This is a genomic window from Pantoea sp. X-Soil-TKNS-1207, from assembly GCF_059730485.1.
This window is the reverse complement of the sequence record NZ_AP035958.1, coordinates 3,374,637-3,400,287: the sequence shown is the minus strand read 5'-3', so window position 1 is coordinate 3,400,287 and position 25,651 is coordinate 3,374,637. Positions and strand designations below refer to the sequence as shown.

21 protein-coding genes are annotated in these 25,651 nt (G+C 56.8%); 16 read left to right on the top strand and 5 right to left on the bottom strand.

Translation table 11 applies throughout. The features are described 5' to 3' along the window. Window positions 1-156: 156 nt before the first annotated feature. Entirely contained in the window at window positions 157-1,002 is an 846-nt protein-coding gene (gene queF, locus AC6I8V_RS15890) for an NADPH-dependent 7-cyano-7-deazaguanine reductase QueF (protein WP_497843191.1), read from the bottom strand. A 62-nt stretch (window positions 1,003-1,064) separates the two neighbouring features. Between queF and syd the strand changes: the two genes are divergently transcribed. From syd to AC6I8V_RS15870, 4 genes are all read left to right on the top strand, one after another. Next, on the top strand, window positions 1,065-1,613 hold the full coding sequence (gene syd / locus AC6I8V_RS15885) for a SecY-interacting protein (protein WP_497843190.1): 549 nt from the start codon (window positions 1,065-1,067) through the stop codon (window positions 1,611-1,613). 589 nt (window positions 1,614-2,202) lie between these two features. After that, complete coding sequence (locus tag AC6I8V_RS15880) at window positions 2,203-2,532, top strand: YqcC family protein (protein ID WP_497843189.1); 330 nt, start codon at window positions 2,203-2,205, stop codon at window positions 2,530-2,532. After that, the gene (truC, locus tag AC6I8V_RS15875; RefSeq protein WP_497843188.1) at window positions 2,532-3,311 is read left to right on the top strand and encodes a tRNA pseudouridine(65) synthase TruC; all 780 of its coding nucleotides are present in this window, start codon (window positions 2,532-2,534) and stop codon (window positions 3,309-3,311) included. The genes AC6I8V_RS15880 and truC overlap by 1 nt, the downstream gene beginning before the upstream one ends. Before the next feature lie 11 nt (window positions 3,312-3,322). Next, window positions 3,323-3,769 carry a flavodoxin gene (locus AC6I8V_RS15870; RefSeq protein WP_497845855.1) on the top strand — a complete coding sequence of 149 codons (447 nt, stop codon included), beginning with the start codon at window positions 3,323-3,325 and terminating at the stop codon, window positions 3,767-3,769. 75 nt (window positions 3,770-3,844) lie between these two features. On the opposite strand, the gene garD is transcribed toward AC6I8V_RS15870, so the two are convergent. Then, a complete protein-coding gene (gene garD / locus AC6I8V_RS15865; RefSeq protein WP_497843187.1) occupies window positions 3,845-5,404 on the bottom strand; it encodes a galactarate dehydratase in 1,560 nt (519 codons plus the stop codon). Window positions 5,405-5,912: 508 nt separating this feature from the next. Here garD and AC6I8V_RS15860 point away from each other — a divergent pair. The 6 genes from AC6I8V_RS15860 to AC6I8V_RS15835 all read left to right on the top strand — a co-directional run bounded on the left by AC6I8V_RS15860 (window position 5,913) and on the right by AC6I8V_RS15835 (window position 12,881). After that, on the top strand, window positions 5,913-7,259 hold the full coding sequence (locus tag AC6I8V_RS15860; RefSeq protein ID WP_497843186.1) for an MFS transporter: 1,347 nt from the start codon (window positions 5,913-5,915) through the stop codon (window positions 7,257-7,259). A 9-nt stretch (window positions 7,260-7,268) separates the two neighbouring features. Continuing rightward, window positions 7,269-8,615 (top strand): enolase C-terminal domain-like protein, encoded by a 1,347-nt coding sequence (locus AC6I8V_RS15855; protein WP_497843185.1) that lies wholly within the window; start codon window positions 7,269-7,271, stop codon window positions 8,613-8,615. A gap of 10 nt (window positions 8,616-8,625) precedes the next feature. Continuing rightward, the gene (gudD, locus tag AC6I8V_RS15850) at window positions 8,626-9,957 is read left to right on the top strand and encodes a glucarate dehydratase (RefSeq protein ID WP_497843184.1); all 1,332 of its coding nucleotides are present in this window, start codon (window positions 8,626-8,628) and stop codon (window positions 9,955-9,957) included. Window positions 9,958-9,980: 23 nt separating this feature from the next. Beyond that, window positions 9,981-10,751 (top strand): 2-dehydro-3-deoxyglucarate aldolase, encoded by a 771-nt coding sequence (gene garL / locus AC6I8V_RS15845; protein WP_497843183.1) that lies wholly within the window; start codon window positions 9,981-9,983, stop codon window positions 10,749-10,751. A gap of 19 nt (window positions 10,752-10,770) precedes the next feature. After that, the gene (garR, locus tag AC6I8V_RS15840) at window positions 10,771-11,655 is read left to right on the top strand and encodes a 2-hydroxy-3-oxopropionate reductase (protein WP_497843182.1); all 885 of its coding nucleotides are present in this window, start codon (window positions 10,771-10,773) and stop codon (window positions 11,653-11,655) included. An 86-nt stretch (window positions 11,656-11,741) separates the two neighbouring features. Beyond that, on the top strand, window positions 11,742-12,881 hold the full coding sequence (locus AC6I8V_RS15835; RefSeq protein WP_497843181.1) for a glycerate kinase: 1,140 nt from the start codon (window positions 11,742-11,744) through the stop codon (window positions 12,879-12,881). A gap of 68 nt (window positions 12,882-12,949) precedes the next feature. On the opposite strand, the gene barA is transcribed toward AC6I8V_RS15835, so the two are convergent. Next, window positions 12,950-15,679, bottom strand: a complete 2,730-nt coding sequence (gene barA / locus AC6I8V_RS15830) for a two-component sensor histidine kinase BarA (RefSeq protein WP_497843180.1) — start codon at window positions 15,677-15,679, stop codon at window positions 12,950-12,952. 81 nt (window positions 15,680-15,760) lie between these two features. On the opposite strand from barA, the gene rlmD reads away from it, so the two are divergent. From rlmD to queE, 6 genes are all read left to right on the top strand, one after another. After that, on the top strand, window positions 15,761-17,077 hold the full coding sequence (gene rlmD / locus AC6I8V_RS15825; protein WP_497843179.1) for a 23S rRNA (uracil(1939)-C(5))-methyltransferase RlmD: 1,317 nt from the start codon (window positions 15,761-15,763) through the stop codon (window positions 17,075-17,077). A 32-nt stretch (window positions 17,078-17,109) separates the two neighbouring features. Then, window positions 17,110-19,344, top strand: a complete 2,235-nt coding sequence (gene relA / locus AC6I8V_RS15820; RefSeq protein WP_497843178.1) for a GTP diphosphokinase — start codon at window positions 17,110-17,112, stop codon at window positions 19,342-19,344. A gap of 116 nt (window positions 19,345-19,460) precedes the next feature. Continuing rightward, on the top strand, window positions 19,461-20,252 hold the full coding sequence (gene mazG / locus AC6I8V_RS15815) for a nucleoside triphosphate pyrophosphohydrolase (protein ID WP_497843177.1): 792 nt from the start codon (window positions 19,461-19,463) through the stop codon (window positions 20,250-20,252). A gap of 253 nt (window positions 20,253-20,505) precedes the next feature. Then, a complete protein-coding gene (gene pyrG / locus AC6I8V_RS15810) occupies window positions 20,506-22,143 on the top strand; it encodes a glutamine hydrolyzing CTP synthase (RefSeq protein ID WP_497843176.1) in 1,638 nt (545 codons plus the stop codon). Between the two features lie 75 nt (window positions 22,144-22,218). After that, window positions 22,219-23,517, top strand: coding sequence for a phosphopyruvate hydratase (gene eno, locus AC6I8V_RS15805; protein ID WP_497843175.1), 1,299 nt, complete (start codon window positions 22,219-22,221; stop codon window positions 23,515-23,517). Between the two features lie 147 nt (window positions 23,518-23,664). Continuing rightward, window positions 23,665-24,336: a 7-carboxy-7-deazaguanine synthase QueE gene (gene queE / locus AC6I8V_RS15800; protein ID WP_497843174.1), complete on the top strand. Its 672-nt coding sequence runs from the start codon at window positions 23,665-23,667 to the stop codon at window positions 24,334-24,336. A gap of 99 nt (window positions 24,337-24,435) precedes the next feature. On the opposite strand, the gene AC6I8V_RS15795 is transcribed toward queE, so the two are convergent. After that, window positions 24,436-25,035 carry an inorganic diphosphatase gene (locus tag AC6I8V_RS15795; RefSeq protein ID WP_497843173.1) on the bottom strand — a complete coding sequence of 200 codons (600 nt, stop codon included), beginning with the start codon at window positions 25,033-25,035 and terminating at the stop codon, window positions 24,436-24,438. A gap of 132 nt (window positions 25,036-25,167) precedes the next feature. Then, on the bottom strand, window positions 25,168-25,527 hold the full coding sequence (queD, locus tag AC6I8V_RS15790) for a 6-carboxytetrahydropterin synthase QueD (RefSeq protein ID WP_497843172.1): 360 nt from the start codon (window positions 25,525-25,527) through the stop codon (window positions 25,168-25,170). Window positions 25,528-25,651: the final 124 nt, after the last annotated feature.

Genomic DNA, 25,651 nt, shown 5'->3' with positions numbered 1-25,651 from the left:
ATGACGCTGTGCTGCTAACTGTCTGAGCACAGTGACGAATATCCCTGGTCGCGCACGGTTTCCGCCCGCGCCTTTGACAGAGTAGCCTTGTCTGCAGTGAATGCTCAAGTGGAACCGCGCATCCATGCTGCGGCCTGCGAGGCGTCTCGCAATCTGTTACTGGCGGACCAGGCGGGAAAACCCTGGAGAGAAAGGCACGTTGCTGCGCCACGGGTTGATATCCAGACCGCCGCGTCGGGTGTAGCGGGCATACACGGTTAAGGCTTCTGGCTGGCAAAAGCGTTGGATATCATTGAAAATTCGCTCAACGCACTGCTCGTGGAACTCATTGTGCTGGCGGAAAGAGACCAGATATCGCAACAGGGCTTCCCGATCAATGCGTGGGCCTTTATAGCGAATCATCACGGAACCCCAGTCTGGCTGATGGGTGATCAGACAGTTGGATTTCAGCACATGGCTGACCAGCGTTTCTTCAACCATCTCATGACCGGCGGCCTGCGCGAGGTGCTCGGCGTTAAACGCGTAATCACGGATTTCGATATCCTGCTCGTCAATCAGGTCGCCGCTGAAATGACCAATCGGCTGGCCTTCGATTTCGCTGAGACGAAATAACGCCACACTGACTTCACCCTCGGCACAGGCGCTGAGATCGCGCTCCAGCGTCTGGCGCACGTCACCCCAGTCGGCGAAAACCGTCTGATTAAAACTGTTAAGATAGAGCTTAAAGCTCTTTGACTCGATAAGATTGCGGCTCGCGGCGTTCAGCACCACTTCGCCAACCGCCACCTGCGGCACACCTTTGCTGTTGAGCCAGGAGAGTTCGTACAGCGTCCAGATATCTGCGCCATGAAAAGGCAGGTTATCGGGAAACAACCCCAGCGGCTCGCGATTCAGACTGCGCGGCACCGCCTGCAGCAGCGAGTTGTCGTAATGCTCGACATAGGCCGTGGGTTTACCTAAGGTCAGGCCGCTTAACGCCTGATCCTGTTGTTCAGTAGACATAACGGTTACCACTAAAATCCATCAAAGTGGCTAAGTGTAACCCATCAGAAGCGAGAAGATGAATGATGCAGCAAACCGTAGATGCTCTGCGCGATTTTACCGACCGTTATTGTGCCGAATGGCGACAGAGCACCGGCCATTTACCTGCGAGCAGCGAGCTGTTTGGCATTCCTTCGCCCTGCATCCAGACCACGTTAGATGACCGTATCCTGTGGCAGCCGCAACCCTTTACCTTACCTGCGTCGCTGGCTGCGATTGAGCAGGGGCTGGAGATTGAACTCAGGCCCGAAATTACCGCGTTTTACACCACGCAGTTTGCGGGCGATATGGCAGCCCGTTTTCAGCAGCAGGGCATTACGTTGTTGCAGGTGTGGAGTGAAGAGGATTTTACGCGTTTGCAGCAGAATTTAATCGGTCATCTGGTGATGAAACGTCGGCTGAAGCAAAGCCCGACCTTATTTATCGCCACCACCGATTCCGAGCAGGATGTCATTTCCTTATGTAATCTTACCGGTGAAGTGATTCTTGAGCATCCTGGTAGTAAAAAGCGGGAAGTATTATCCCCAGAAATTCAGATGTTTCTTAATAACTTACAACCGGTTAGTGAGTGATTTGCAGACTTCAGCTCACATTTGTGTAAGAGATATCTCACATGGCGTGTGAGAGATCGGCAAATTGTTCTGAAGACTTACGGAAGTCCGGCATGTAAAAATATTGTGAATCATGAGTTTATAGCATCAGTCCTAAACTCAGGCCATAACTGACTGATGTAACGGCTTTTAGTACCTTGTGAACGCGATAGTTTCTGCCAGAATGGTCACCGCTGGCAGGAAGCTACGGATAAAGAGATGTTCAGGAGAACATCAGCCAGGATGGCAGGAACGTAACGGAGCTTACGGCACAGGGAAGGTTTCAGGATGAAGCAGGACACTCAGGATTGAGTCAGGGACACCTCCAGGATGGAGAATGAGAGCCACGTGGGATGTGGCGGGCCAGGATGCTAAGGACCAACGTCATGATGACAAGCGATGGAAAGCACAGGAAAAGTTGTCATGGATGAGCAGGGAGCACTGCGGTGGCGGGAATGCTGCAAACGAACCGGGAGCACTGTAATTACAGTGCTCCCTTTTTTTATGCGCTTTTTGAGCATTGCCCGACAAGTGATATGCTTGCCGCCCGATTTTTCTCCGGAGGTGGCGCATGTCGTCGCAACAACTAATTTTGCAGCGGTTGCAGCAGGTCGAAGCGGTGATGCGCGAACACGACCACTGGCAGACGCAATCCCCTGATGCGGCAGCTTTAGCCAGCACGCAACCCTTTTGCCTTGATTCGCTTGCTCCGCTCGAATGGTTGCAGTGGGTGCTGATCCCCCGTATGCAGGCGTTGATTGCTGCCGATGCGCCGCTGCCGCAGAACTTCGCGATTGCGCATTATTATGAAATGGCGCTGCCGCCCACCACGCCCGGCCATCCGATGCTGTTGCTGACGCTAAGCCAGCTTGATGCCTTATTTACGGAACCCTCCGCCTGATGCTGGACATTATTTACCAGGACGAATGGCTGGTTGCCGTGAATAAACCGGCAGGGTGGCTGGTGCACCGCAGCTGGCTCGATCGCAAAGAAAAAGTGGTGGTGATGCAAACGGTGCGTGACCAGATTGGTCAGCACGTCTTTACCGCCCACCGACTGGATCGCCCGACGTCCGGCGTGTTGCTGATGGGGCTATCGAGTGAGGTTGGCCGTCTGCTGGCACAGCAATTCGAGCAGCATCAAATCCGCAAAACCTACCATGCGGTGCTGCGTGGCTGGCTGACCGAAAGCGGCACGCTCGATTATCCGCTGGTGGAAGAACTCGATAAAATCGCCGATAAATTCGCCACCGAACCGCGCGGCCCGCAACCGGCGGTAACCGATTATCAGGTGCTGGCTCACGTCGAGATGCCGGTGGCGATTGGCCGTTATGCCACCTCGCGCTATAGCCTGGTTGAGATGCAACCCCGCACCGGGCGCAAACATCAATTACGTCGTCATATGGCCCATCTGCGTCACCCGATGATCGGCGACACGACCCACGGCGATCTGCGCCAGAATCGTGGCGCGGCGACGAATTTTGGTCTCGATCGTCTGATGCTCCATGCCAGCGCGCTGAGCCTGAATCATCCGGTAACGGGTGAGCCGCTGGTGATCCGCGCCGGGCTGGATCGTGTCTGGCAGCAGATGCTGCAACAGTTCGGCTGGCAGGCGCAGATCCCTGATGTTCCCAGGGTTGAGTTTGCCGACGAGGCAGTCCAGGATAAGCCAACAGAATAAGGAGCGGCATGATGGCAAAGATTGGCATTTTTGTAGGTACGGTTTACGGCAATGCGTTGCTGGTGGCGGAAGAAGCAGAACCGGTGTTGCAGGCTCAGGGCCATGACGTCAAGGTATTTGAAGACCCGTCGCTGGCGCAGTGGCAGGATTATCAACAGGATGTGGTGCTGGTTATCACCTCCACCACCGGGCAGGGTGATTTTCCCGACAGCATCGCCGGGCTTTACCACGCGGTAAAAGATCAGCTCGGCTACCAGCCTGAATTACGCTACGGCGTGATTGCGCTGGGCGACAGCAGCTACGACAACTTCTGCGGCGCGGGTAAGACCTTCGATGCCTTGTTGCAGGAGCAGAGCGCCAAACGTGTGGGCGAGGTATTAACGGTCGATGCGACGGAAGATCCGGAGCCGGAATCCGTGACCACACCGTGGGTCGAGAGCTGGGGTAAGTCATTGTAATTGATAAGGTCGGCATCAATGCCGACCCTATACCGAGCAGGGTGCGCATCCCTGCGCACCGGGTTATCACCGCCGTCAGGTCACTGGCGCCGGATTAAACACCGCCAGCTGATTGCGAATCCCCCAGCGATCGGACCACGTTTGCTTCCGCCCGCTGGCAATCTCCAGAATCAACTCAAACAACCGCCAGCCAACCTGTTCGATACTTTCTTCTCCGGTGGCAATCGTTCCGGCATTAATATCCATCAAATCATGCCAGCGTTCGGCCAGGGCGCTACGGGTAGCCATCTTGATCACCGGAATCGCCGCCAGACCATAAGGGGTGCCGCGTCCGGTGGTAAATACCTGCAACGTAATGCCCGATGCCATCTGTTGCGTGCCGCAGACAAAATCGCTGGCTGGCGTCGCGGCATAAATTAACCCGCGTCGGGTGGGGCGCTGACCGGGCGACAGAACTTCAACAATCGGACTGCGACCGGATTTGGCGATGGACCCCAGCGCCTTCTCCACCACATTCGCCAGACCGCCTTTTTTATTACCGGGCGAAGGGTTGGCGCTGCGGTCAGTTTGCCCGAGGCTGAGATAGTTGTCATACCACGCCATCTCCTCCAGCAGACGTTTGCCCACCGCTTCGTCAACCACCCGTGGCGTCAGCAGATGAATGGCGTCGCGCACTTCGGTGACTTCGGAGAACATCACCGTGGCACCGCAGCGCACCAGCAGATCCGAGGCAAAGCCCACCGCCGGGTTGGCGGTCACGCCGGAGAAGGCATCGCTGCCGCCGCACTGCATCCCCACGACCAGCTCAGAAGCCGGACAGGTTTCGCGCTGGCGCTGATTGAGCCGACGCAGATGGCGCTCGGCGACCTGCAAAATCTCATCCACCATCGCGCCAAAGCCCACCAGGCGTTCATCCTGCAAACGCACAATGTCGTTATCGTCGAGCGAAATCGCCTGTACATCGGGTGTACCGGTCAACAGGCGCTCTGGCTGGAGCTTTTCACAGCCAAGGCTGACGATCATCACTTCACCGCCAAAGTTGGGGTTGAGCGCCAGATTATGGATGGTGCGAATCGGTACGACCGCCGCAGGTGCATTGATTGCCACGCCGCAGCCGTAAAGATGATTCAGCGCCACCACGCCATCGACGTTGGGATAACGCGGCAGCAGGTCGCGCTCGATAATCTGCACCACATAATCCACCACGCCCGCCACGCAGTGGACGCTGGTGGTGATGCCGAGCAGGTTGCGTGTGCCGACGCTGCCATCGGCATTGCGATAGCCTTCGAAGGTATATCCCGCCAGCGGCGGCAGATCGGGCGGCACGTTATTCGCCAGCGGCAGGCTGGCCAGCGGGGGCGCTTCGGGCAGCGCCACCAGCGACTCTTCAATCCAGCTGCCCTGGGCAATGGCGCGCAGGGCATAGCCGATCACTTCGCCATAGCGCACTATCGCGCCCTGTTCGGGGATCGCCGACAGCGCCACTTTATGGCCCTGCGGCACATGTTCCGTCAGTTGCAGGCCATCAGCGAATTGGGTGCCGGCCGGCAGTCCCTGGTTGTTGACCACAATGGCGACATTGTCGTCCGGGTGGACCTTGATATACAGCGGCTTCTCGCTCAGAGGTCGGTTCATTGCTCACCTTCCATTTCGTCGCGCTGTACATGGCAGCGCGGTGTCATTGATTGCTTCCGTCACGTCATCATTTTTGCCAGCCTTAGTATATGCAGGGGTATTGCGCAGCACATTGTGCAACTGACTGGCTTTAGACGGTTTTATCGTGCTGGTTTGGGTCGTTTTTCCAAATACAAGTGAAGGAACTCACAAAGCGCTATAAAGCTGCCGGTTTATTAGCCAGGCCGGTACGCTATTTCCCCGTTCCGTGAGCCACGCCGCAGCGTTATGTGCAGATGCCATAAAATGCCTGCTGATGGCGATAAATCCTCGGGCTTTCTCCCAGTGTCTCGCCTTCTGGCTGTTCCTATACTGACTCTCGTTATCCGACGTTAGGTTATTCGTCACGACGCATCATCGTATTGCCAATAAAAAATCGCCGTGTTTAACCCAACATCATTCTGATACCCAACGCGATGTGTATGCAGTCAGAGTGAATGTAGCGCCCGCTATATTTCAGGAGTGCATCATGAATAGTTTTAGCCAGACAGCGGAAGCGGTGCAAAAACGCACCAACGCCCGTTACTGGATTGTGGTGATGTTATTTATCGTCACCTCATTCAACTATGGTGACCGTGCAACGATTTCAATTGCCGGCTCCGCCATGTCTAAGGATATCGGCCTGGATTCGGTCGGGCTGGGATATATCTTCTCTGCGTTCTCATGGGCTTATGTTATCGGCCAAATCCCAGGCGGCTGGCTGCTCGACCGCTTCGGTTCGAAACGCGTTTACTTCTGGAGCATCTTCACCTGGTCACTGTTTACCTTCCTGCAAGGCTTCGTTGACCTGTTCAGCGGCTTCGGCATTATCGCCTCGCTGTTTATGCTGCGTTTCCTGGTGGGGCTGGCGGAAGCGCCCTCTTTCCCTGGCAACAGCCGCATTGTTGCGGCCTGGTTTCCAGCGCAGGAGCGTGGCACCGCCGTCGCTATCTTTAACTCAGCGCAGTACTTCGCCACGGTGATTTTCGCCCCGATCATGGGCTGGCTGACGTCGGCAGTAGGCTGGGCGCACGTATTCTGGTTTATGGGCGGACTCGGCATCATTCTCAGCTTTATCTGGCGCAAAGTGATCCACGATCCCAATGACCATCCCGGCGTTAACAAAGCCGAACTGGAGTATATGGAGCAGGGTGGCGCGCTGATCAATATGGATGCCAAAAAGTCCGAGCGCAAAGTCAGCTGGAACGAGAAATTCTTTCAAATCAGACAGCTGCTTTCCTCGCGCATGATGCTTGGTATCTACCTCGGCCAGTATTGTGTTAACGCCTTAACCTACTTTTTTATCACCTGGTTCCCGGTCTATCTGGTGCAGGCGCGCGGCATGTCGATTCTGAAAGCGGGTTTTGTCGCGTCGATTCCGGCGGTGTGCGGTTTCCTCGGCGGCGTATTGGGCGGGGTGATTTCCGATTACCTGATGCGTAAGACCGGCTCGCTGAATATCGCGCGTAAAACGCCGATTGTGCTCGGCATGTTGATGTCCATCAGCATGGTGATGTGTAACTACGTCGATACCGAATGGGTGGTGGTGTTCGTGATGGCGCTGGCGTTCTTTGGTAAAGGCATTGGCGCGCTCGGCTGGGCGGTGATGGCCGATACCGCGCCGAAAGAGATCAGTGGCCTGAGCGGCGGGCTGTTCAATATGTTCGGTAACTTCTCCGGCATTGTGACGCCGATTGCCATTGGCTACATCATCGCTACCACCGGATCTTTTGCTGGCGCGCTGGTCTTTGTCGGTATCCACGCTTTCGTCGCCGCCTTCAGCTTCCTGGTTATCGCCGGGGATATCAAACGTATCGAACTGAAACATCTGGCATAAGGACAGAGCATGAATACGCAAAGTACGCCGGTGATTACTGATATGCAGGTGATTCCGGTTGCCGGTTACGACAGCATGTTGCTCAACATCGGTGGCGCGCACAGCGCCTGCTTCACCCGCAATATCGTGGTGCTGACAGACAGCGCCGGGCACACTGGGGTCGGAGAGGCGCCGGGCGGCGAAATCATCTATCAGACGCTGGTGGAGGCCATTCCGCAGGTAAAAGGCCAGCAGGTGGCGCGCATGAACCGTCTGGTGCAGCAGGTGCACAAAGGGAACCAGACGGCGGATTTCGATACCTTCGGTAAAGGGGCCTGGACCTTTGAGCTGCGCGTCAATGCGGTGGCGGCGCTGGAGGCGGCGCTGCTCGATCTGCTCGGCCAGTGCCTTGGCGTGCCGGTGGCGGAACTGCTCGGTCCTGGCCAGCAGCGCGATGAGGTGAGGGTACTCGGTTATCTGTTTTATATCGGCGACCGGCGTAAAACCGATTTGCCGTATCTGAGCGGCGAAGGGGCCGATCACGACTGGTATCACCTGCGCCACCAGCAGGCGCTGACGCCGGAGGCCGTGGTACGCCTGGCGGAAGCGGCGCAGGACAAATACGGCTTCAAAGATTTCAAACTGAAGGGCGGCGTGCTGCCGGGCGAACAGGAGATTGATGCGGCGGTAGCGCTGAAAAAACGCTTCCCGGATGCGCGCATCACCGTCGATCCCAACGGCGCCTGGCTGCTCGATGAGGCGATAGGCCTGTGTAAAGGCATGGGTGACGTGCTGAGTTACGCCGAAGATCCCTGCGGCGCCGAACAGGGCTACTCCGGGCGTGAAGTGATGGCGGAGTTTCGCCGCGCCACCGGGTTGCCGGTCGCCACCAATATGATTGCCACCAACTGGCGCGAGATGAACCATGCGGTGATGCTCAACGCCGTCGATATTCCGCTCGCCGATCCACATTTCTGGACGCTGAGCGGCGCGGTACGTGTGGCGCAACTCTGTGACGACTGGGGCCTGACCTGGGGCTGTCACTCCAACAACCACTTCGACATTTCGCTGGCGATGTTCACCCATGTGGGGGCGGCGGCACCGGGTAAACCGACCGCCATTGATACCCACTGGATCTGGCAGGAGGGCGATCAGCGCCTGACCAAAGAACCGCTGCAAATCCGCAACGGCAAAATCGCCGTGCCGGACAAGCCTGGCCTCGGCATTGAGCTGGACTGGGATCGTCTGCATCAGGCCAATGCGCTGTATCAATCCCTGCCGGCTGGCGCGCGTAATGACGCCGCGGCAATGCAGTATCTGGTTCCCGGTTGGTCGTTCGACCGTAAGCGTCCGGCCTTCGGTCGCAGCAAAGCATAAGGAGCAGGAAATGAGTCAGACACCGAAAATCACGTCAATGCAGGTCATTCCGGTGGCCGGTTACGACAGCATGTTGCTCAACCTGAGCGGGGCACATGCGCCTTTCTTCACCCGTAATATCGTCATCATCAGGGACAATGCCGGCCATACCGGCGTTGGCGAGATTCCGGGCGGCGAGAAGATTCGCCAGACGCTGGAAGACGCGGCGGCGCTGGTGGTGCAGAAAACGGTCGGCGAATACAAAAACATTCTTAACCTGGTACGCAGCACCTTTGCCGATCGTGATTCCAGCGGGCGCGGCGCGCAGACGTTTGACCTGCGCACGACCATCCATGTGGTCACTGGCATTGAAGCAGCGCTGCTCGACCTGCTGGGCCAGCATCTGGGCGTCAATGTGGCGTCGCTGCTGGGCGATGGACAGCAACGCGATCGCGTCGAAATGCTCGGTTATCTGTTCTACGTCGGCGACCGCAGGAAAACCGCGCTGCCGTACCAGAGTCAGCCGGATGAGAAATGCGACTGGTATCGTCTGCGCCATGAAGAGGCGCTGACGCCGGAAACCGTGGTGCGTCTGGCGGAAGCGGCCTATGAAAAATATGGCTTCAATGATTTCAAACTGAAAGGCGGCGTGCTGCGCGGCGGAGAAGAGGCCGAGGCGGTAACGGCGCTGGCGAAGCGTTTCCCGCAGGCCCGTATCACCCTCGATCCCAACGGGGCCTGGTCGCTGAATGAGGCGATCCTGCTCGGTAAGCAGCTGAAAGGCGTGCTGGCCTATGCGGAAGATCCCTGCGGGGCGGAGCAGGGCTACTCCGGCCGCGAAGTGATGGCGGAATTCCGCCGCGCCACCGGTATGCCTACCGCCACCAATATGATCGCCACCGACTGGCGTCAGATGGGCCATACCCTGTCGTTGCAGTCGGTGGACATTCCGCTGGCCGATCCCCACTTCTGGACCATGCAGGGTTCAGTGCGCGTGGCGCAGATGTGCCACGACTTCGGCCTCACCTGGGGTTCCCACTCCAACAACCATTTTGACATCTCCCTGGCGATGTTCACCCATGTGGCCGCCGCTGCGCCGGGCGCCATTACCGCCATCGATACCCACTGGATTTGGCAGGAAGGCAATCAGCGCCTGACCAGAGAACCGCTGCAAATTAAAGGCGGCATGGTGCAGGTGCCGCAGAAACCGGGACTGGGTGTTGAGCTGGATATGGATCAGGTGATGCAGGCCAATGCGCTGTATCAGAAACACGGGCTGGGCGCGCGCGATGACGCTCAGGCGATGCAATTCCTTGTGCCGAACTGGACCTTTGATAACAAACGTCCGTGCCTGGTGCGCTAACTTTTTCTACAGGAGTGAACACAATGAGCAATGCAGCCTGGCCGAATGCTTTTCGTCGCCGTTTGCTGGCAGGGGAGACCCTGATTGGTAGCTGGTGCGCACTGGCCAATCCGATCACCACCGAAGTGCTGGGCCTGGCCGGTTTTGACTGGCTGGTGCTGGATGGTGAGCACGCGCCGAACGATATCACCACCTTTATCCCGCAACTGATGGCGCTGAAAGGCAGCCACAGCGCGCCGGTGGTGCGCCCGCCATGCAATGAACCGATCATTATTAAGCGCCTGCTGGATATTGGTTTCTACAACTTCCTGGTTCCGTTTGTGGAAACCGCCGCAGAGGCGGAACGCGCGGTGGCCTCCACCCGTTACCCGTCTGCCGGTATTCGCGGCGTGTCGGTTTCGCACCGCAGCAACATGTACGGCACGCTGCCGGATTACAACGCCACCATCAACGACAACATCACCGTGCTGGTGCAAATCGAAACCCAGCAGGCGGTCGACAACATTGACGCCATCGCAGCGGTTGCGGGTGTCGACGGCATCTTTGTCGGACCGGGCGATCTGTCGGCAGCGCTGGGTTATCTCGGTCAGCCAGCCCATCCCGAAGTGCTGAAAGTTATCAAACATATTTTTGAGCGCGCCAAAGCGGCAGGTAAGCCGAGCGGCATTCTGGCTCCGGTGGAAGCCGATGCGCGTCGTTATCTGGAATGGGGAGCCAGCTTTGTTGCCGTCGGCAGCGATCTGGGTGTTTTCCGCCACGCCACACAGGCGCTGTGTGACAAATTTAAGCAGTGACAGACCAAGGGGCAACGCAATGAAAATTGGATTTATCGGCCTGGGTATCATGGGCAAACCGATGTGTAAAAACCTGGTGAAAGCCGGATATTCGCTGGTGGTGCGTGACAACAACGCGGTTAACGAAGCGGAGCTGGTGGAGCTGGGCGCCACGGTGGCGAAAACCGCCAAAGAGGTGGCGCAGCAGGTTGACGTGGTGATCACCATGGTGCCGAACTCGCCGCAGGTGAAAGAGGTGTGTCTGGGTGAGAACGGCATCATTGATGGCGCGAAACCGGGCCTGATCGTTATCGACATGAGTTCCATCGCTCCGCTGGCCAGCCGTGAAGTGCATGATGCGCTGGCGGAAAAAGGCATCAAAATGCTCGATGCGCCGGTTAGCGGCGGCGAGCCGAAAGCGATTGAAGGCACGCTGTCGGTGATGGTGGGCGGCGATAAAGCGGTGTTCGATCACTGCTACGACATCATGAAAGCGATGGCGGGTTCGGTGGTGCACACCGGTGAGATCGGCGCGGGCAACGTCACCAAGCTGGCGAACCAGGTGATTGTGGCGCTGAACATTGCGGCGATGTCGGAAGCGCTGTCGCTGGCGACCAAAGCCGGGGTGAATCCGGAGCTGGTGTATCAGGCGATTCGCGGCGGTCTGGCGGGCAGCACGGTGCTGGATGCCAAAGCGCCGATGGTGCTGGATCGTAACTTCAAGCCGGGCTTCCGCATCGATCTGCATATCAAAGATCTGGCGAATGCGCTGGATACCTCGCATGGGATTGGCGCGCATCTGCCGCTCACCGCTGCGGTGATGGAGATGATGCAGGCGCTGAAGGTAGACGGTCTGGGCACCGCCGACCACAGCGCGCTGGCCTGCTATTATGAGAAGTTAGCGAAAGTTGAGATTACCCGGTAGCTCGCGCGTCCGGTATCTGAAGATGCCGGACGGCCAGGTTGCCTTAGCTGGACGGATCTCCGTCATCAACCGCGCTCGGATTGCCTATGAAAATCGTTATCGCACCGGATTCATATAAAGAGAGTTTATCCGCCCTGGAGGTGGCTTCAGCGATTGAAGCGGGATTCCGCGACATCTTCCCTGAAGCCGACTACGTGAAAATACCGGTCGCCGACGGTGGTGAAGGCACGGTAGAAGCGATGGTGGCGGCAACGCAGGGAAGCATTGTCAGGCTGACGGTCACCGGACCGCTGGGAGAGCCTGTTGATGCGTTTTACGGTTTGTCAGGTGACACGCGCACCGCCTTTATTGAGATGGCCGCCGCCAGTGGTCTTGAACGGGTGCCCGCCGCGCGACGCGACCCGCTAATCACCACCTCCTATGGTACCGGCGAGCTGATTAAACACGCGCTGGATCAGGGCGTTGACCATATCATCATCGGTATTGGCGGCAGCGCCACCAATGACGGCGGCTCCGGCATGATGCAGGCGCTTGGCGCACGTTTGCTGGATCGACAGGGCAATGAGATTGCTTACGGCGGCGGTGCGTTACCGCAGCTGGCGCGGATTGAGATCGATGCTTTAGATGCGCGCATCAGGCAGTGTCGTTTTGAAGTGGCCTGTGATGTCAGCAATCCCCTTACCGGTGAAGAGGGGGCCTCCGCGATTTTTGGCCCGCAGAAAGGGGCGACGCCGGAACGGGTGCAGCAGCTGGATCAGGCGCTGGCGCACTATGCCGACATTATTCACCGCGATCTGGATATTGATGTGCTGCATATCGCGGGCGGCGGCGCGGCGGGCGGCATGGGCGCGGCGCTACATGCGTTTTGTCAGGCGGAGCTGCGACGCGGCATTGAGATTGTCACCGAAGCGCTGGGTTTAGCGGAGCAGGTTAAAGATGCCGATCTGGTGATTACCGGGGAGGGGCGCATCGATAGCCAGACCATCAACGGCAAAGTGCCGATTGGCGTGGCGCAGGTGGCGAAGCAGTTTAACAAGCCGGTGATTGGCATTGCCGGCAGCCTGACGGCGGATGTCGGCGTGGTTCATGAGCATGGGCTGGATGCGGTGTTCAGCGTGCTGTTCACTGTCTGCTCGCTGGAGGAAGCGCTGGAGAATGCCGCGCAGAACGTGCGCCTGACGGCGAGGAATGTGGCCGCGACGCTCAAAGCCGGGCAACACCTGTAGGGTCGGCAGTGATGCCGACCTTGATGAAAAATAACGTAATATCAATAAGGTGCGCATTTATGCGCACCCTACGTTGTCTGTAACACCTCACGCGCCTCACGCGCCACATTCTCCATTTCATCGCTCAGCTCCAGCAGCTCCGGCTCCAGCGCGGCGATATCGCTTTCCTGATGCAAACTCTTCTCCAGCTGCTGACACAACTCCTTCAGGCGCGGCACGCCGCTGTAGCTGGCGCTGCCGTGCAGCTTATGAATAATCTCGCGCAGGCCGGTGACATCATTACTCTCCATGCAGGCGTTCACGCGTGCTGTCACCTCGGGCAGGAAATCCAGCAGCATCTGCAACAGATCGCGCGCCAGATCTTCCTTATTCGCCGCCTGACGTAACGCCAGCACCCAGTCGAGCGACGGCGCGACGTTTGGCGTCGGCGGGCCGGACGCCACGCGGCTCGGCGTGTAACGTTGCAGCAATTGATTGAGTTTGTCCTCATCAATCGGCTTCGCCAGATAGTCGTTCATCCCGGCATTGATCAACTGTTCACGTTCGCCATCCAGCGCATGGGCGGTGACCGCCACAATCGGCGTGGCCGCATGTAACGGCAGGCCACGGATAATTTCGCTGGCGCGGATACCGTCAATCTCCGGCATCTGAATATCCATCAGGATCACATCCAGCTGATGCAAACGCGCCTGGCGAATGGCCTGCTCCGCGTTGTCGCACAGAATGATATGTTCAACCTGTTCCTCCAGCAGCGCGCCGATCAGCTTCAGGTTCGCCGGATTGTCATCGACGGCCATCACCGTCAGCGGCTGGCGTGCGCCGCGCGGCAGGGCCTCGCGCTGGCGGCTGTGAAAATCGAGCAGCATCGGCAACAGTCGCGTCAGCGACACCGGTTTCGCCAGACAACCGGCAATGCCGCGGGCGCGCAGCTCATCGGCATGGAGCATCATTTCGCTGGGCAGCGCCAGCAGCACCGAATCGGCACGGCTCAGCAACCGGGCGATCATCTCATCTGACAGACACGGGGTTTCATGGCCCGCTACCGGCAGCCCCATCAGCAACAGCGGGTAGTGTTCATCTCCCAGCGCTTGCAGGCTATCGACATGATGGACCTGCAACGGCGTGCCGCTCAGCATCTCCAGCACCGCTTTCGCTACCGCCGGATGGGGTTCGACATAGGCCAGCTGCGACTGGCGCAAATCGTCCAGCGCGCGCGGCAGGGGGGGCGCATTCGGATTGAGATCGAGATGGATATGCACCCAAAAGGTGGAGCCCTGACCATGACGGCTGTGGAAGGCAATTTCTCCCCCCATCTCACCCACCAGCTTCTGAGTAATCACCAGCCCCAGCCCGGTGCCGCCATGGCGGCGTGAAATGCTGGCATCTGCCTGACGAAATGCCTGGAACAGCTGGGTTTGCTGCTGTTCGGAGATGCCAATCCCGGTGTCATGCACCTGAATTTCCAGGCCCACGCGGGTGGCGTTGATATTGCGCATTTCCACGCGCAGATCGATATGGCCCTGCTCGGTAAATTTGATGGCATTGCCGATCAGGTTAATCAGGATCTGTTGCAGGCGCAGCGGATCGCCGATGACGTTGTCCGGCACGCGTTTCTCCAGACAGACGGTAATCTCCAGACCTTTCTCATGCGCCGACGGAGCCAGCAGCACCAGCGTTTCATCCAGCGTGGCGCGCAGCGGAAACGGAATCGACTCCAGCACCAGTTTGCCCGCTTCCAGCTTGGAGAAGTCGAGCACGTCATTGATGATGCTCAGCAGGTTGGCCGCGGAACGTTCGATGGTGCTCATATAGTCGCGCTGGTTGGTGCTCAGCCCGGTTTTCAGCATCTGGCGGGTAAAGCCAATTACGCCGTTCAGCGGCGTACGCAGCTCGTGCGACATATTGGCGAGGAACTCGGATTTGATGCGCGCCGCTTCCTGGGCGCGCTTCTTCGCCAGATCCAGCTCCACGTTCTGGATCTCCAGCTGCTCCAGCGTTTCACGCAGATCGTAGGTCGCCTGGTCGATATTCTGCTGCATCTCTTCATGGTAGGCGGTCAGCGACATCGCCATCGCGTTGATGCCGTTCTTCAGAATGCTCAGCTCGCCCAGCATGTAACCTTCCACACGGCTATCGAGCTGGCCGCGGCGGATACGGTCCACGGTGGAGACCATATTGCGAATCGGACCGGTGACGTCACGCATCAGACGATAGGCAAACAGCATGGCGATGCACAGGCAGAACAGCAGCAGCAGGGTGGCGACAAATACCTCTTTGTACTGCTCCAGCCGCACGGATTGCAGATCCAGCTCAATCGCCACGTAACCCAGCGGATTGCCCGCCGGTTTGGCATCTTCCCCCGGCAGTTCATCCACCGAGTAGCGTTCCGCGACGATTGGGGTGCGCAGCACCATCAGGTTGTCGCGGCGCTCCACCGAGACGCCATCCTCCAGCGTGGAGATATCTTCCTTTTGCAGCAGGCTGAGGTTCTGGTTGCTATTCGAGGTGACGTAGATGTGATTATTGTTGTCGAAAACCGTAATCGCACGGACAATATCGGAATGCCGACGATGCAGCAGGCTGACCAGTTCGCGAATCGCATCGCGGTTGTGCCACGTCATGCCATATTCAGCGGAGACCGCCAGCGGTTCGATAATATTCGCACCCGCATCGCGCACCTGATGCTGCAACTCGTTATAGCGGTGGACCACGAAGAAAGTGCTGAGCAACAGGCCAATCATAAGCGTTGGCGCCAGTATTAAAATCATCATGCGCGCCCGCAGGCTGTATTTGGTCATACGACTCCTGGCAAGTTTATCCCTGTGCAAATGGCGAGTTATCGCTGCACAACCCAATCAGAATAGAGAATTCACAACACTATGGCGCAATTTTACTCCGCAAAACAGCGTGTGACGACAAAGCAGCGCATTACCGTCACCATTGAAGACCTTGATCCCTTTGGACAGGGTGTTGCGCGTCATAATGGCAAAGCGATGTTCGTTAGCGGTGCGCTGCCCGGCGAACAGGCCGACGTCACCGTGCTGGAAGATAAGCGCCAGTTCACGCGGGCGAAGGCGACGCGCATTGCCAATCCCAGCGCGGAGCGGGTTAAGCCGCGCTGTCCGCACTTTGGCGTTTGCGGCGGATGCCAGCAACAGCATGTCTCCGTGGCGTTGCAGGAGCAGAGTAAAGCCAAAGCGCTCGGACGGATGCTCAGCCGCGACGCGCCATTGCCGGTGCGGGTTGATGAGATCATTAGCGGCCAGAGCTGGGGCTATCGTCGTCGTGCGCGTTTAGGCTTGCAGTGGCAACCGAAACAGCAGCGTTTGCAGATGGGTTTTCGCAAAGCGGCCAGCAACGATCTGGTGGAGATGACGCAATGCCCCATTCTGGCGCCCGACCTTGAAGCGTTGCTGCTGCCGTTGCACCACTGCCTCAGCGAATTGAAAGCGGCGAAGCGTCTGGGGCATGTTGAACTGGTGCTGGCGGATAACGGCCCGCTGATGGTGTTGCGCCATCTTGATGCATTGTCCGGGGAGGATTACGCAAAACTGGAACGTTTTTCGCATGAGCATGATTTGATGCTGTTCCTCGCCGACGGCAGCGACACTTTGACGGCTCTGAGCGATAAAACGCCGTTTTATCAGTCGTTCCAGCTGCAACTCAGCTTCAGCCCGCAGGATTTTATCCAGGTGAACGACCAGGTGAATCAGCAAATGGTGGCGAAAGCCATCGACTGGCTCGACCTGCAACCCGAAGACCGGGTGCTGGATCTGTTTTGCGGCATGGGAAACTTCACGCTTCCTGTAGGAAAATTCGTACAAAATGCCGTTGGTGTGGAGGGTGTTGCAGCTTTAGTACGGCAGGCAGCGTATAATGCAGACCTGAATAATCTTAAAAATGTCCACTTTTTCCAGCACAACCTGGAGGAAGATGTGGCGCGGCAATCGTGGGCCGCGCAGGGATTTAATAAGGTGTTACTGGACCCGGCGCGCGCCGGGGCGGCAGGCGTGATGTCGCATATTGTTAAACTTGCGCCGGAACGCGTGGTCTATGTTTCCTGTAACCCTACGACACTTGCACGCGACAGTCAGACATTACTGTCAGCGGGCTACCATTTGGAAAGGGTCGCGATGCTGGATATGTTCCCACATACCAGTCATCTCGAATCCATGGTGCTGTTCAGCAAAACATAAGCGACGCGCAAGTCGCTGTGGCAGGAGAGGATATGGTTGCGGTTAGAAGTGCGCATTTAAATACGGCTGGGGAATTTGCCCTCGACCAGTGGATCGCCAGTTTAGGCATTGCCAATCCGCAATCCTGTCAGCGTCTGGCTGACACCTGGCGCTACTGTGAAGCCGAAACGCACGACCATCCTGATCAGGCTCTGCTGCTGTGGCGCGGTATTGAGATGGTGGAGATCCTCTCCATGCTCAGTATGGATATCGACAGCCTGCGCGCGGCGCTGATCTTCCCGCTGGCGAATGCGGATGTAGTCAGCGAAGAGGAGCTGGAGCAAACTGTCGGTAAAGGTATCGTGTCGCTGGTGCATGGCGTGCGCGATATGGATGCGATCCGTCAGCTGAAAGCGATCCACAATGATTCGATGGCCTCAGAGCAGGTGGATAACGTCCGCCGGATGCTGCTGGCGATGGTGGAAGATTTCCGCTGCGTAGTCATCAAGCTGGCGGAGCGTATCGCTCACCTGCGTGAAATGAAGGACGCGCCGGAAGATGAGCGCGTACTGGCCGCCAAAGAAAGCACCAATATCTACGCACCGCTGGCGAACCGCCTCGGTATCGGCCAGCTCAAATGGGAGCTGGAAGATTACTGCTTCCGCTACCTCCATCCCGATGAATACAAGCGTATCGCCAAACTGCTGCACGAACGCCGTATTGATCGCGAACAATATATCGATAACTTCGTTGATAACCTGCGCAAAGAGATGCAGAAAGAGGGCGTGCGTGCCGAAGTCTATGGCCGTCCGAAACACATCTACAGCATCTGGCGCAAGATGCAGAAGAAGTCGCTGGCGTTCGATGAGCTGTTCGATGTGCGCGCGGTGCGCATCGTGGCGGAGCGTTTGCAGGACTGCTACGGCGCGCTGGGTACGGTGCACACGCTGTATCGCCACCTGCCGAGCGAGTTTGACGATTATGTCGCCAACCCAAAACCCAACGGTTATCAGTCGATTCACACCGTGGTGCTCGGGCCACAGGGCAAGACGGTAGAAATTCAGATCCGTACCCGCCAGATGCATGAAGATGCAGAGCTGGGCGTGGCGGCGCACTGGAAATACAAAGAAGGCCCGACCAGCAGCAGCGCACGCGGCGCGGCGGGTCATGAAGAACGCATTGCCTGGCTGCGTAAGCTGATTACCTGGCAGGAAGAGATGGCCGACTCCGGCGAAATGCTGGAAGAAGTGCGCAGCCAGGTGTTCGACGATCGCGTCTATGTGTTTACGCCGAAAGGGGATGTGGTTGATCTGCCTGCCGGTTCAACGCCGCTCGACTTCGCCTATCACATCCACAGCGATATTGGTCACCGCTGCATCGGCGCCAAGATTGGCGGGCGCATCGTGCCGTTCACCTACCAGTTGCAGATGGGCGACCAGGTTGAGGTGATCACCCAGAAGCAGCCGAACCCGAGCCGCGACTGGCTGAACCCTAACCTCGGCTATATCACCACCAGCCGCGGACGTTCGAAGATTCACAACTGGTTCCGCAAGCAGGACCGCGATAAGAACATCATTGCCGGTCGCCAGATTCTGGATAACGAATTAGGCCAGCTGGATATTAGCCTGCGCGAAGCCGAGAAGCTGTTGCTGCCTCGCTATAACGTTACCTCGCTGGAAGAACTGCTGGCGGCGATTGGCGGCGGCGATATTCGTCTCAATCAGATGGTCAACTTCCTACAAGGCAAACTGAATAAACCGAGCGCAGAAGAAGAAGATCGCGAGGCGCTGCGTCAGCTGACGCAGAAATCCCATACCCCAGCGTCGGCGCGTAAAGAGAGCGGACGCGTGGTGGTGGAGGGGGTCGGCAATCTGCTGCACCACATTGCGCGCTGCTGCCAGCCGATTCCTGGCGACGATATCGTCGGCTTTATCACCCAGGGGCGGGGCATCTCGATTCACCGCGCCGATTGTGACCAACTGGCGGAACTGATTTCCCACGCACCGGAACGTATTGTCGATGCGGTATGGGGCGAAAGTTATTCCAGCGGTTATTCGCTGGTCGTGCGCGTCACCGCCAACGACCGCAGCGGATTGCTGCGTGACATCACCACCATTCTGGCGAATGAGAAGGTCAACGTGCTCGGCGTCTCCAGCCGCAGCGATACCAGAAAGCAGCTGGCGACCATCGATATGGATATCGAGATTTATAACCAGCAGGTGCTGGGCCGCGTGCTGGCCAGACTGAATCAGGTGCCGGATATTATCGACGCGCGCCGTTTGCATTGATGTAGTATGCACCAACCTTAGCGGCGCGATTTATCGCGCAATTCCGTGTACGTCGCCGGTAACCCCGCGCGATTAACCGCGCCGCTTCAAATCGTTATTCCCCAAAGGACCTGCCAATGACATCTATCCAACGTCTGCTCTCCATTATGCAAACCCTGCGCGATCCGCAGCGAGGATGCCCGTGGGATCGTCAGCAAACGTTCGCGTCTATCGCGCCTTACACGCTGGAAGAAACCTATGAAGTGATCGACGCCATTCAGCGTGAAGATTTCGACGATCTGCGTGGCGAGCTGGGCGATCTGCTGTTCCAGGTGGTGTTTTATGCCCAGATGGCCAGCGAGCAGCAACGCTTCAACTTTGATGACATCTGCAACGCCATCAGCGACAAACTCGAACGCCGTCACCCGCATATCTTCGGAGATGTGCAGGCCGGGGATGCTGAGCAGGTGGTGAAGAACTGGGAAGCGATCAAACATCACGAACGGGCGGAAAAAGCCCAGCATTCGGCGCTGGATGATATTCCCAAAGCGCTGCCTGCGCTGATGCGCGCGCATAAAATCCAGAAACGTTGCAGCCATGTCGGGTTTGACTGGAATAGTCTTGGCCCGGTGCTGGACAAAGTGCATGAAGAGATTGACGAAGTGATGCACGAAGCGCAGCAGGCGGTAATCGACAGCGACAAGCTGGAAGAGGAAATCGGTGATTTGTTGTTCGCCACCGTCAATTTATCTCGCCATCTGGGCAGCAAGGCGGAAGTGGCGCTGCAAAAGGCCAACGACAAATTCGAACGCCGTTTTCGTCAGGTGGAAGGATTGATCGCCGCGCAGGGGCTGGCGATGACCGATGCCACGCTGGATCAGATGGAAGAGGCCTGGCAGCAGGTGAAAGTCAGCGAGAACAAAGACTAAGGTGCTGGCCCGTCATCTGGCGATTATTCCATCGCTGCGCATAAAATAGCCGCTTGAGCTTACTCGATTCAGCCTTGCGGCAACTTTGTGACGTACGTCAACATTTCCTCACGGGCTATCCGCTATGTTACCGGCAGCACTGCGTGAGGGAGATGGTGGTGATTCATCAATTGTGGCAGGTAACGACTTCAGGTATACTGTTTTCCCGTCCTGGTTATTCCATCGTCTTTAAACCTAAACTCTCAGGTTCAGCATGACAACGAACTATATTTTTGTGACCGGCGGGGTCGTATCCTCTCTGGGGAAAGGCATTGCCGCAGCCTCCCTCGCAGCCATCCTTGAAGCACGTGGTCTGAATGTGACCATCATGAAACTGGACCCGTATATCAACGTGGACCCAGGTACCATGAGCCCAACTCAGCACGGTGAAGTTTTCGTCACCGACGACGGGGCCGAAACCGATCTGGATTTAGGTCACTACGAGCGCTTCATCCGCACCAAAATGTCGCGCCGCAACAACTTTACTACCGGTCGTATCTACTCAGAAGTACTGCGCAAAGAGCGTCGCGGTGACTATCTGGGTGCGACGATTCAGGTTATCCCGCACATCACCAATGCCATTAAAGAACGCATCATCGAAGGTGGCGAAGGCCACGACGTTGTTCTGGTGGAGATCGGCGGAACCGTGGGTGATATCGAATCACTGCCGTTCCTCGAAGCGATCCGTCAGATGGCGGTCGATGTGGGTCGTGAACATACCATGTACATGCACCTGACGCTGGTGCCTTACATGGCTGCCGCAGGCGAAGTGAAAACCAAGCCGACGCAGCACTCGGTTAAAGAACTGCTTTCCATCGGCATTCAGCCTGATGTGTTGATCTGCCGTTCAGACCGCGCCGTCCCGGCCAACGAACGCGCCAAAATCGCGCTGTTCTGTAACGTACCGGAAAAAGCGGTGATTTCACTGAAAGATGTGGACTCCATTTACAAGATCCCTGGCCTGCTGAAATCGCAGGGTCTGGATGACTACATCTGCAAACGTTTCAACCTGAACGCCCCGGAAGCCAATCTGGCCGAGTGGGAGCAGGTGATTTACGAAGAAGCGAATCCAGGCGGCGAAGTGACCATCGGTATGGTCGGCAAATATGTCGAACTGCCGGATGCTTACAAATCCGTGATTGAAGCGCTGAAACACGGCGGCCTGAAAAACCGCGTGACGGTGAACATCAAGCTGATCGACTCGCAGGATGTTGAAACCCGTGGTGTCGAATTACTGAAAGATCTGGATGCTATCCTGATTCCTGGTGGCTTTGGCTACCGTGGCGTGGAAGGCAAACTGATGACCGCGCAATATGCGCGTGAAAACAACGTGCCTTACCTCGGCATTTGCCTGGGAATGCAGGTTGCGCTGATGGAATTTGCCCGCAACGTGGCGGGAATGGCTGGCGCCAACTCAACTGAATTTGTGCCAGACTGTAAGTACCCGGTGGTTGCGCTGATCACCGAATGGCGTGATGAAGAAGGCAACGTCGAAGTGCGTAGCGAGCAGAGCGATTTGGGCGGCACCATGCGCCTGGGTAGCCAGCAGTGCCAGCTTACGCCGGAAAGCAAAGTACGCCAGCTGTACGGCTCAGACGTGATCACTGAACGTCACCGCCACCGTTATGAAGTAAACAATATGCTGTTGAAGCAGATTGAAGCGGCGGGTCTGCTTATTGCGGGCCGTTCCGGTGACGATCAACTGGTCGAAATCATTGAGATTCCAAACCATCCGTGGTTTGTGGCCTGTCAGTTCCACCCGGAATTCACGTCGACCCCGCGTGATGGTCATCCGTTGTTCGCTGGCTTTGTAAAAGCCGCGCAGGAGTACCAGAAGCGGTTAGCGAAGTAAGTTTCACGAGCAGCGCGCGAACTTTTCGCGCGTTGTTTGTCTTAGGATTGACTAACTTGTACTGAGGAAAATCGAATGTCCAAAATCGTAAAAGTCATCGGTCGCGAAATTATCGACTCCCGTGGCAACCCGACTGTAGAAGCAGAAGTGCATCTGGAAGGTGGTTTCGTTGGTCTGGCTGCTGCGCCATCAGGTGCATCAACCGGTTCTCGCGAAGCGCTGGAGCTGCGTGACGGTGACAAATCTCGTTTCCTGGGCAAAGGCGTGACCAAAGCGGTTGCGGCGGTTAACGGTCCGATCGCTGACGCGGTAAAAGGCAAAGATGCCAAAGACCAGGCGAACATCGATAAGATCATGATCGAGCTGGACGGTACTGAGAACAAATCCAACTTCGGTGCAAACGCCATTCTGGCCGTTTCCCTGGCTGCGGCTAAAGCTGCTGCTGCTTCTAAAGGTCAGCCGCTGTATGAGCACATCGCTGAACTGAACGGCACCCCAGGCAAATTCTCCATGCCGCTGCCAATGATGAACATCATCAACGGTGGTGAGCACGCTGACAACAACGTCGACATCCAGGAATTCATGATTCAGCCGGTTGGCGCGAAAACAGTAAAAGAAGCCATTCGTATGGGTTCTGAAGTTTTCCATCACCTGGCAAAAGTGCTGAAAGCCAAAGGCATGAACACTGCGGTGGGTGACGAAGGTGGCTACGCGCCTAACCTGGGTTCTAACGCCGAAGCGCTGGCTGTTATCGCTGAAGCGGTAAAAGCGGCAGGCTACGAGCTGGGCAAAGACATCACCCTGGCGATGGACTGTGCGGCTTCTGAATTCTACAAAGACGGCAAATACGTGCTGGCGGGTGAAGGCAACAAAGCATTCACCTCAGAAGAGTTCACGCACTTCCTGGAAGACCTGACCAAACAGTACCCGATCGTCTCTATCGAAGACGGTCTGGACGAGTCTGACTGGGCGGGCTTCGCTTACCAGACCAAAGTACTGGGCGACAAAATTCAGCTGGTGGGCGACGACCTGTTCGTGACCAACACCAAGATCCTGAAAGAAGGTATCGATAAAGGTATCGCTAACTCCATCCTGATCAAATTCAACCAGATCGGTTCTCTGACCGAAACTCTGGCAGCGATCAAGATGGCGAAAGACGCAGGCTACACCGCGGTGATCTCTCACCGTTCAGGTGAAACCGAAGATGCAACCATCGCTGACCTGGCGGTAGGTACTGCAGCTGGCCAGATCAAAACCGGTTCAATGAGCCGTTCTGACCGCGTTGCTAAATACAATCAGCTGATTCGTATCGAAGAAGCGCTGGGTGCCAAAGCGCCGTTCAATGGTCTGAAAGAAGTTAAAGGCCAGGCGTAATCGCCTGCTGATGCCACTGTCTGGTGGCATCGCCTGATTAAAGCCCCGCTTCGTGCGGGGCTTTCGCATTTTTGGCGTAAAGCCGCTGTTGTTACGGGTAGCAGATCTGCCATAATCTGCGCCTTGAATGAGTAAAGTGAGCAAAAAATGTACTACCCGATTAACGAAATGTTCCAGACGCTGCAGGGCGAAGGTTTTTACACAGGCGTTCCGGCGCTGTTCATCCGCTTGCAGGGATGTCCGGTCGGCTGTAGCTGGTGTGATACCAAACATACCTGGGAAAAGCTGGCAGATCGGGAAACCTCACTCGGCGACATTCTGGTTAAAACGGTCGAAAGCGATGCCTGGGGCAACGCCGATGCTGCGATGCTGATTGACAGTATCCATCGTCAGGGCTGGACTGCGCGTCATGTGGTGATCACAGGCGGTGAACCGGCCATTTACGATCTCCGTCCGCTGACGGACGCACTGGAAGCGGCAGGGTTTGCCTGCCAGATTGAGACCAGCGGCACCCATGAAATTCGCTGCTCTGAGGCCACCTGGGTCACGGTGTCGCCCAAAGTGAATATGCGTGGCGGCTATGATGTGCTGCCACAGGCGTTGCAGCGCGCGGATGAGATCAAACACCCGGTGGCGCGTATGCGTGATGTTGAAGCGCTGGATGCCTTGCTGGCGGGGCTGCACGACGAGAAAAAACGTATTGTGGCGTTGCAGCCGATCAGCCGTGGTGATGCGGCGACCAAACTCTGCATCGAAACCTGCATTGCCCGCAACTGGCGGCTGTCGATGCAGACGCATAAGTATCTCAATATCGCCTGATGCGGGAGCTGTTTCTGAGGCGCGAATCGGTCGCCATAAATGACGACCCTACACATGGCAGCCATGGTTTTGTCGGGTGCGCATTTATGCGCACCGGGATTACTGCTTCGCCTGGTATGCCTCAAACGCCTGTTTGATTTCCGTTTTCGCCGCAGCGGCATCCTGGAAACCCTTCAGCTCCACACTCTTACGACCATCCGGCAATTGTTTGTAGACGCGGAAAAACGCCTGCAAACGCTCCTGCTCCATCTTCGGCAGGTCGCTCATTGTATTGATGCCATCATAGGTGGGATCGATCTTACTGGCGGGCACCGCGACGATCTTATCGTCGACTTCGCCGCCATCAATCATCTTCAGCACGCCAATCGGACGCAGCTTAATTAAGGTGCCCGGCTGCAACGGTGCGCGGCTGTAGAAAATGACGTCCAGCGGATCGCCATCGCCGCCCAGCGATTGGGTCAGTGAACCGTAGTTGGCCGGATACGCGACCGGCATCGACTGAAAACGGTCGGCGACGATAAAGCCGGTTTTCGCGTCGGTTTCATACTTGATGATGCCGCCCGCCGGAATCTCCGTCACGGCATAGAACTCATCCGGTACGTTTTTCGGTTGCGGAAAATCGAGCACGTTTTGCGCCTGAACGGCGGCAGAGGCGGAAATAAAAACAGCAATCAGGGAAAGGCGTTTTACCAGGTTCATTGTTGATTCTCTTGATCTTTAATGAAGGAGACAACAGCCTGGTGGGCGCAGATGACAGCGAGATGAAATCAATGTAAAGAAGCGTATGGCAGGAAACTCAGGCTGCACAGCGGCAGCCCGGGAAAGCAGTCATTAGCCGCGGTAGACGCAGCCTGCGGTGCAGGTTTCTTTGATCATCACCGCACTCAGCTCCGGCAGAACCGGCTTCATTTCATCCCAAATCCATTTTGCCAGCACTTCGCTGGTCGGATTCTCCAGACCGGGAATGTCATTCAGATAGTAATGATCGAGGCGATCGTAGATCGGCTTGAATGCCGCTTTCAGTTCGGCGAAATCCATCACCCATCCGGTATAAGCATCCACTTCACCGGTAATTTCCAGTCGCACCAGAAAGGAATGGCCGTGCAGACGACCGCATTTATGCCCTTCAGGCACATGAGGTAAGCGGTGAGCCGCTTCAAACTGGAATTCTTTAAACAGCGTGGTAGACATAATAGCTCTCAACATAAAAACCGCTGAAGTCTACCTGAAATGCAGATTTTTAGCACCCGTTACGGATGAACAGGGCATTTTCCGCACTCAGCCGCTGTCGGCGATAAATTAACCTGTTGAATAA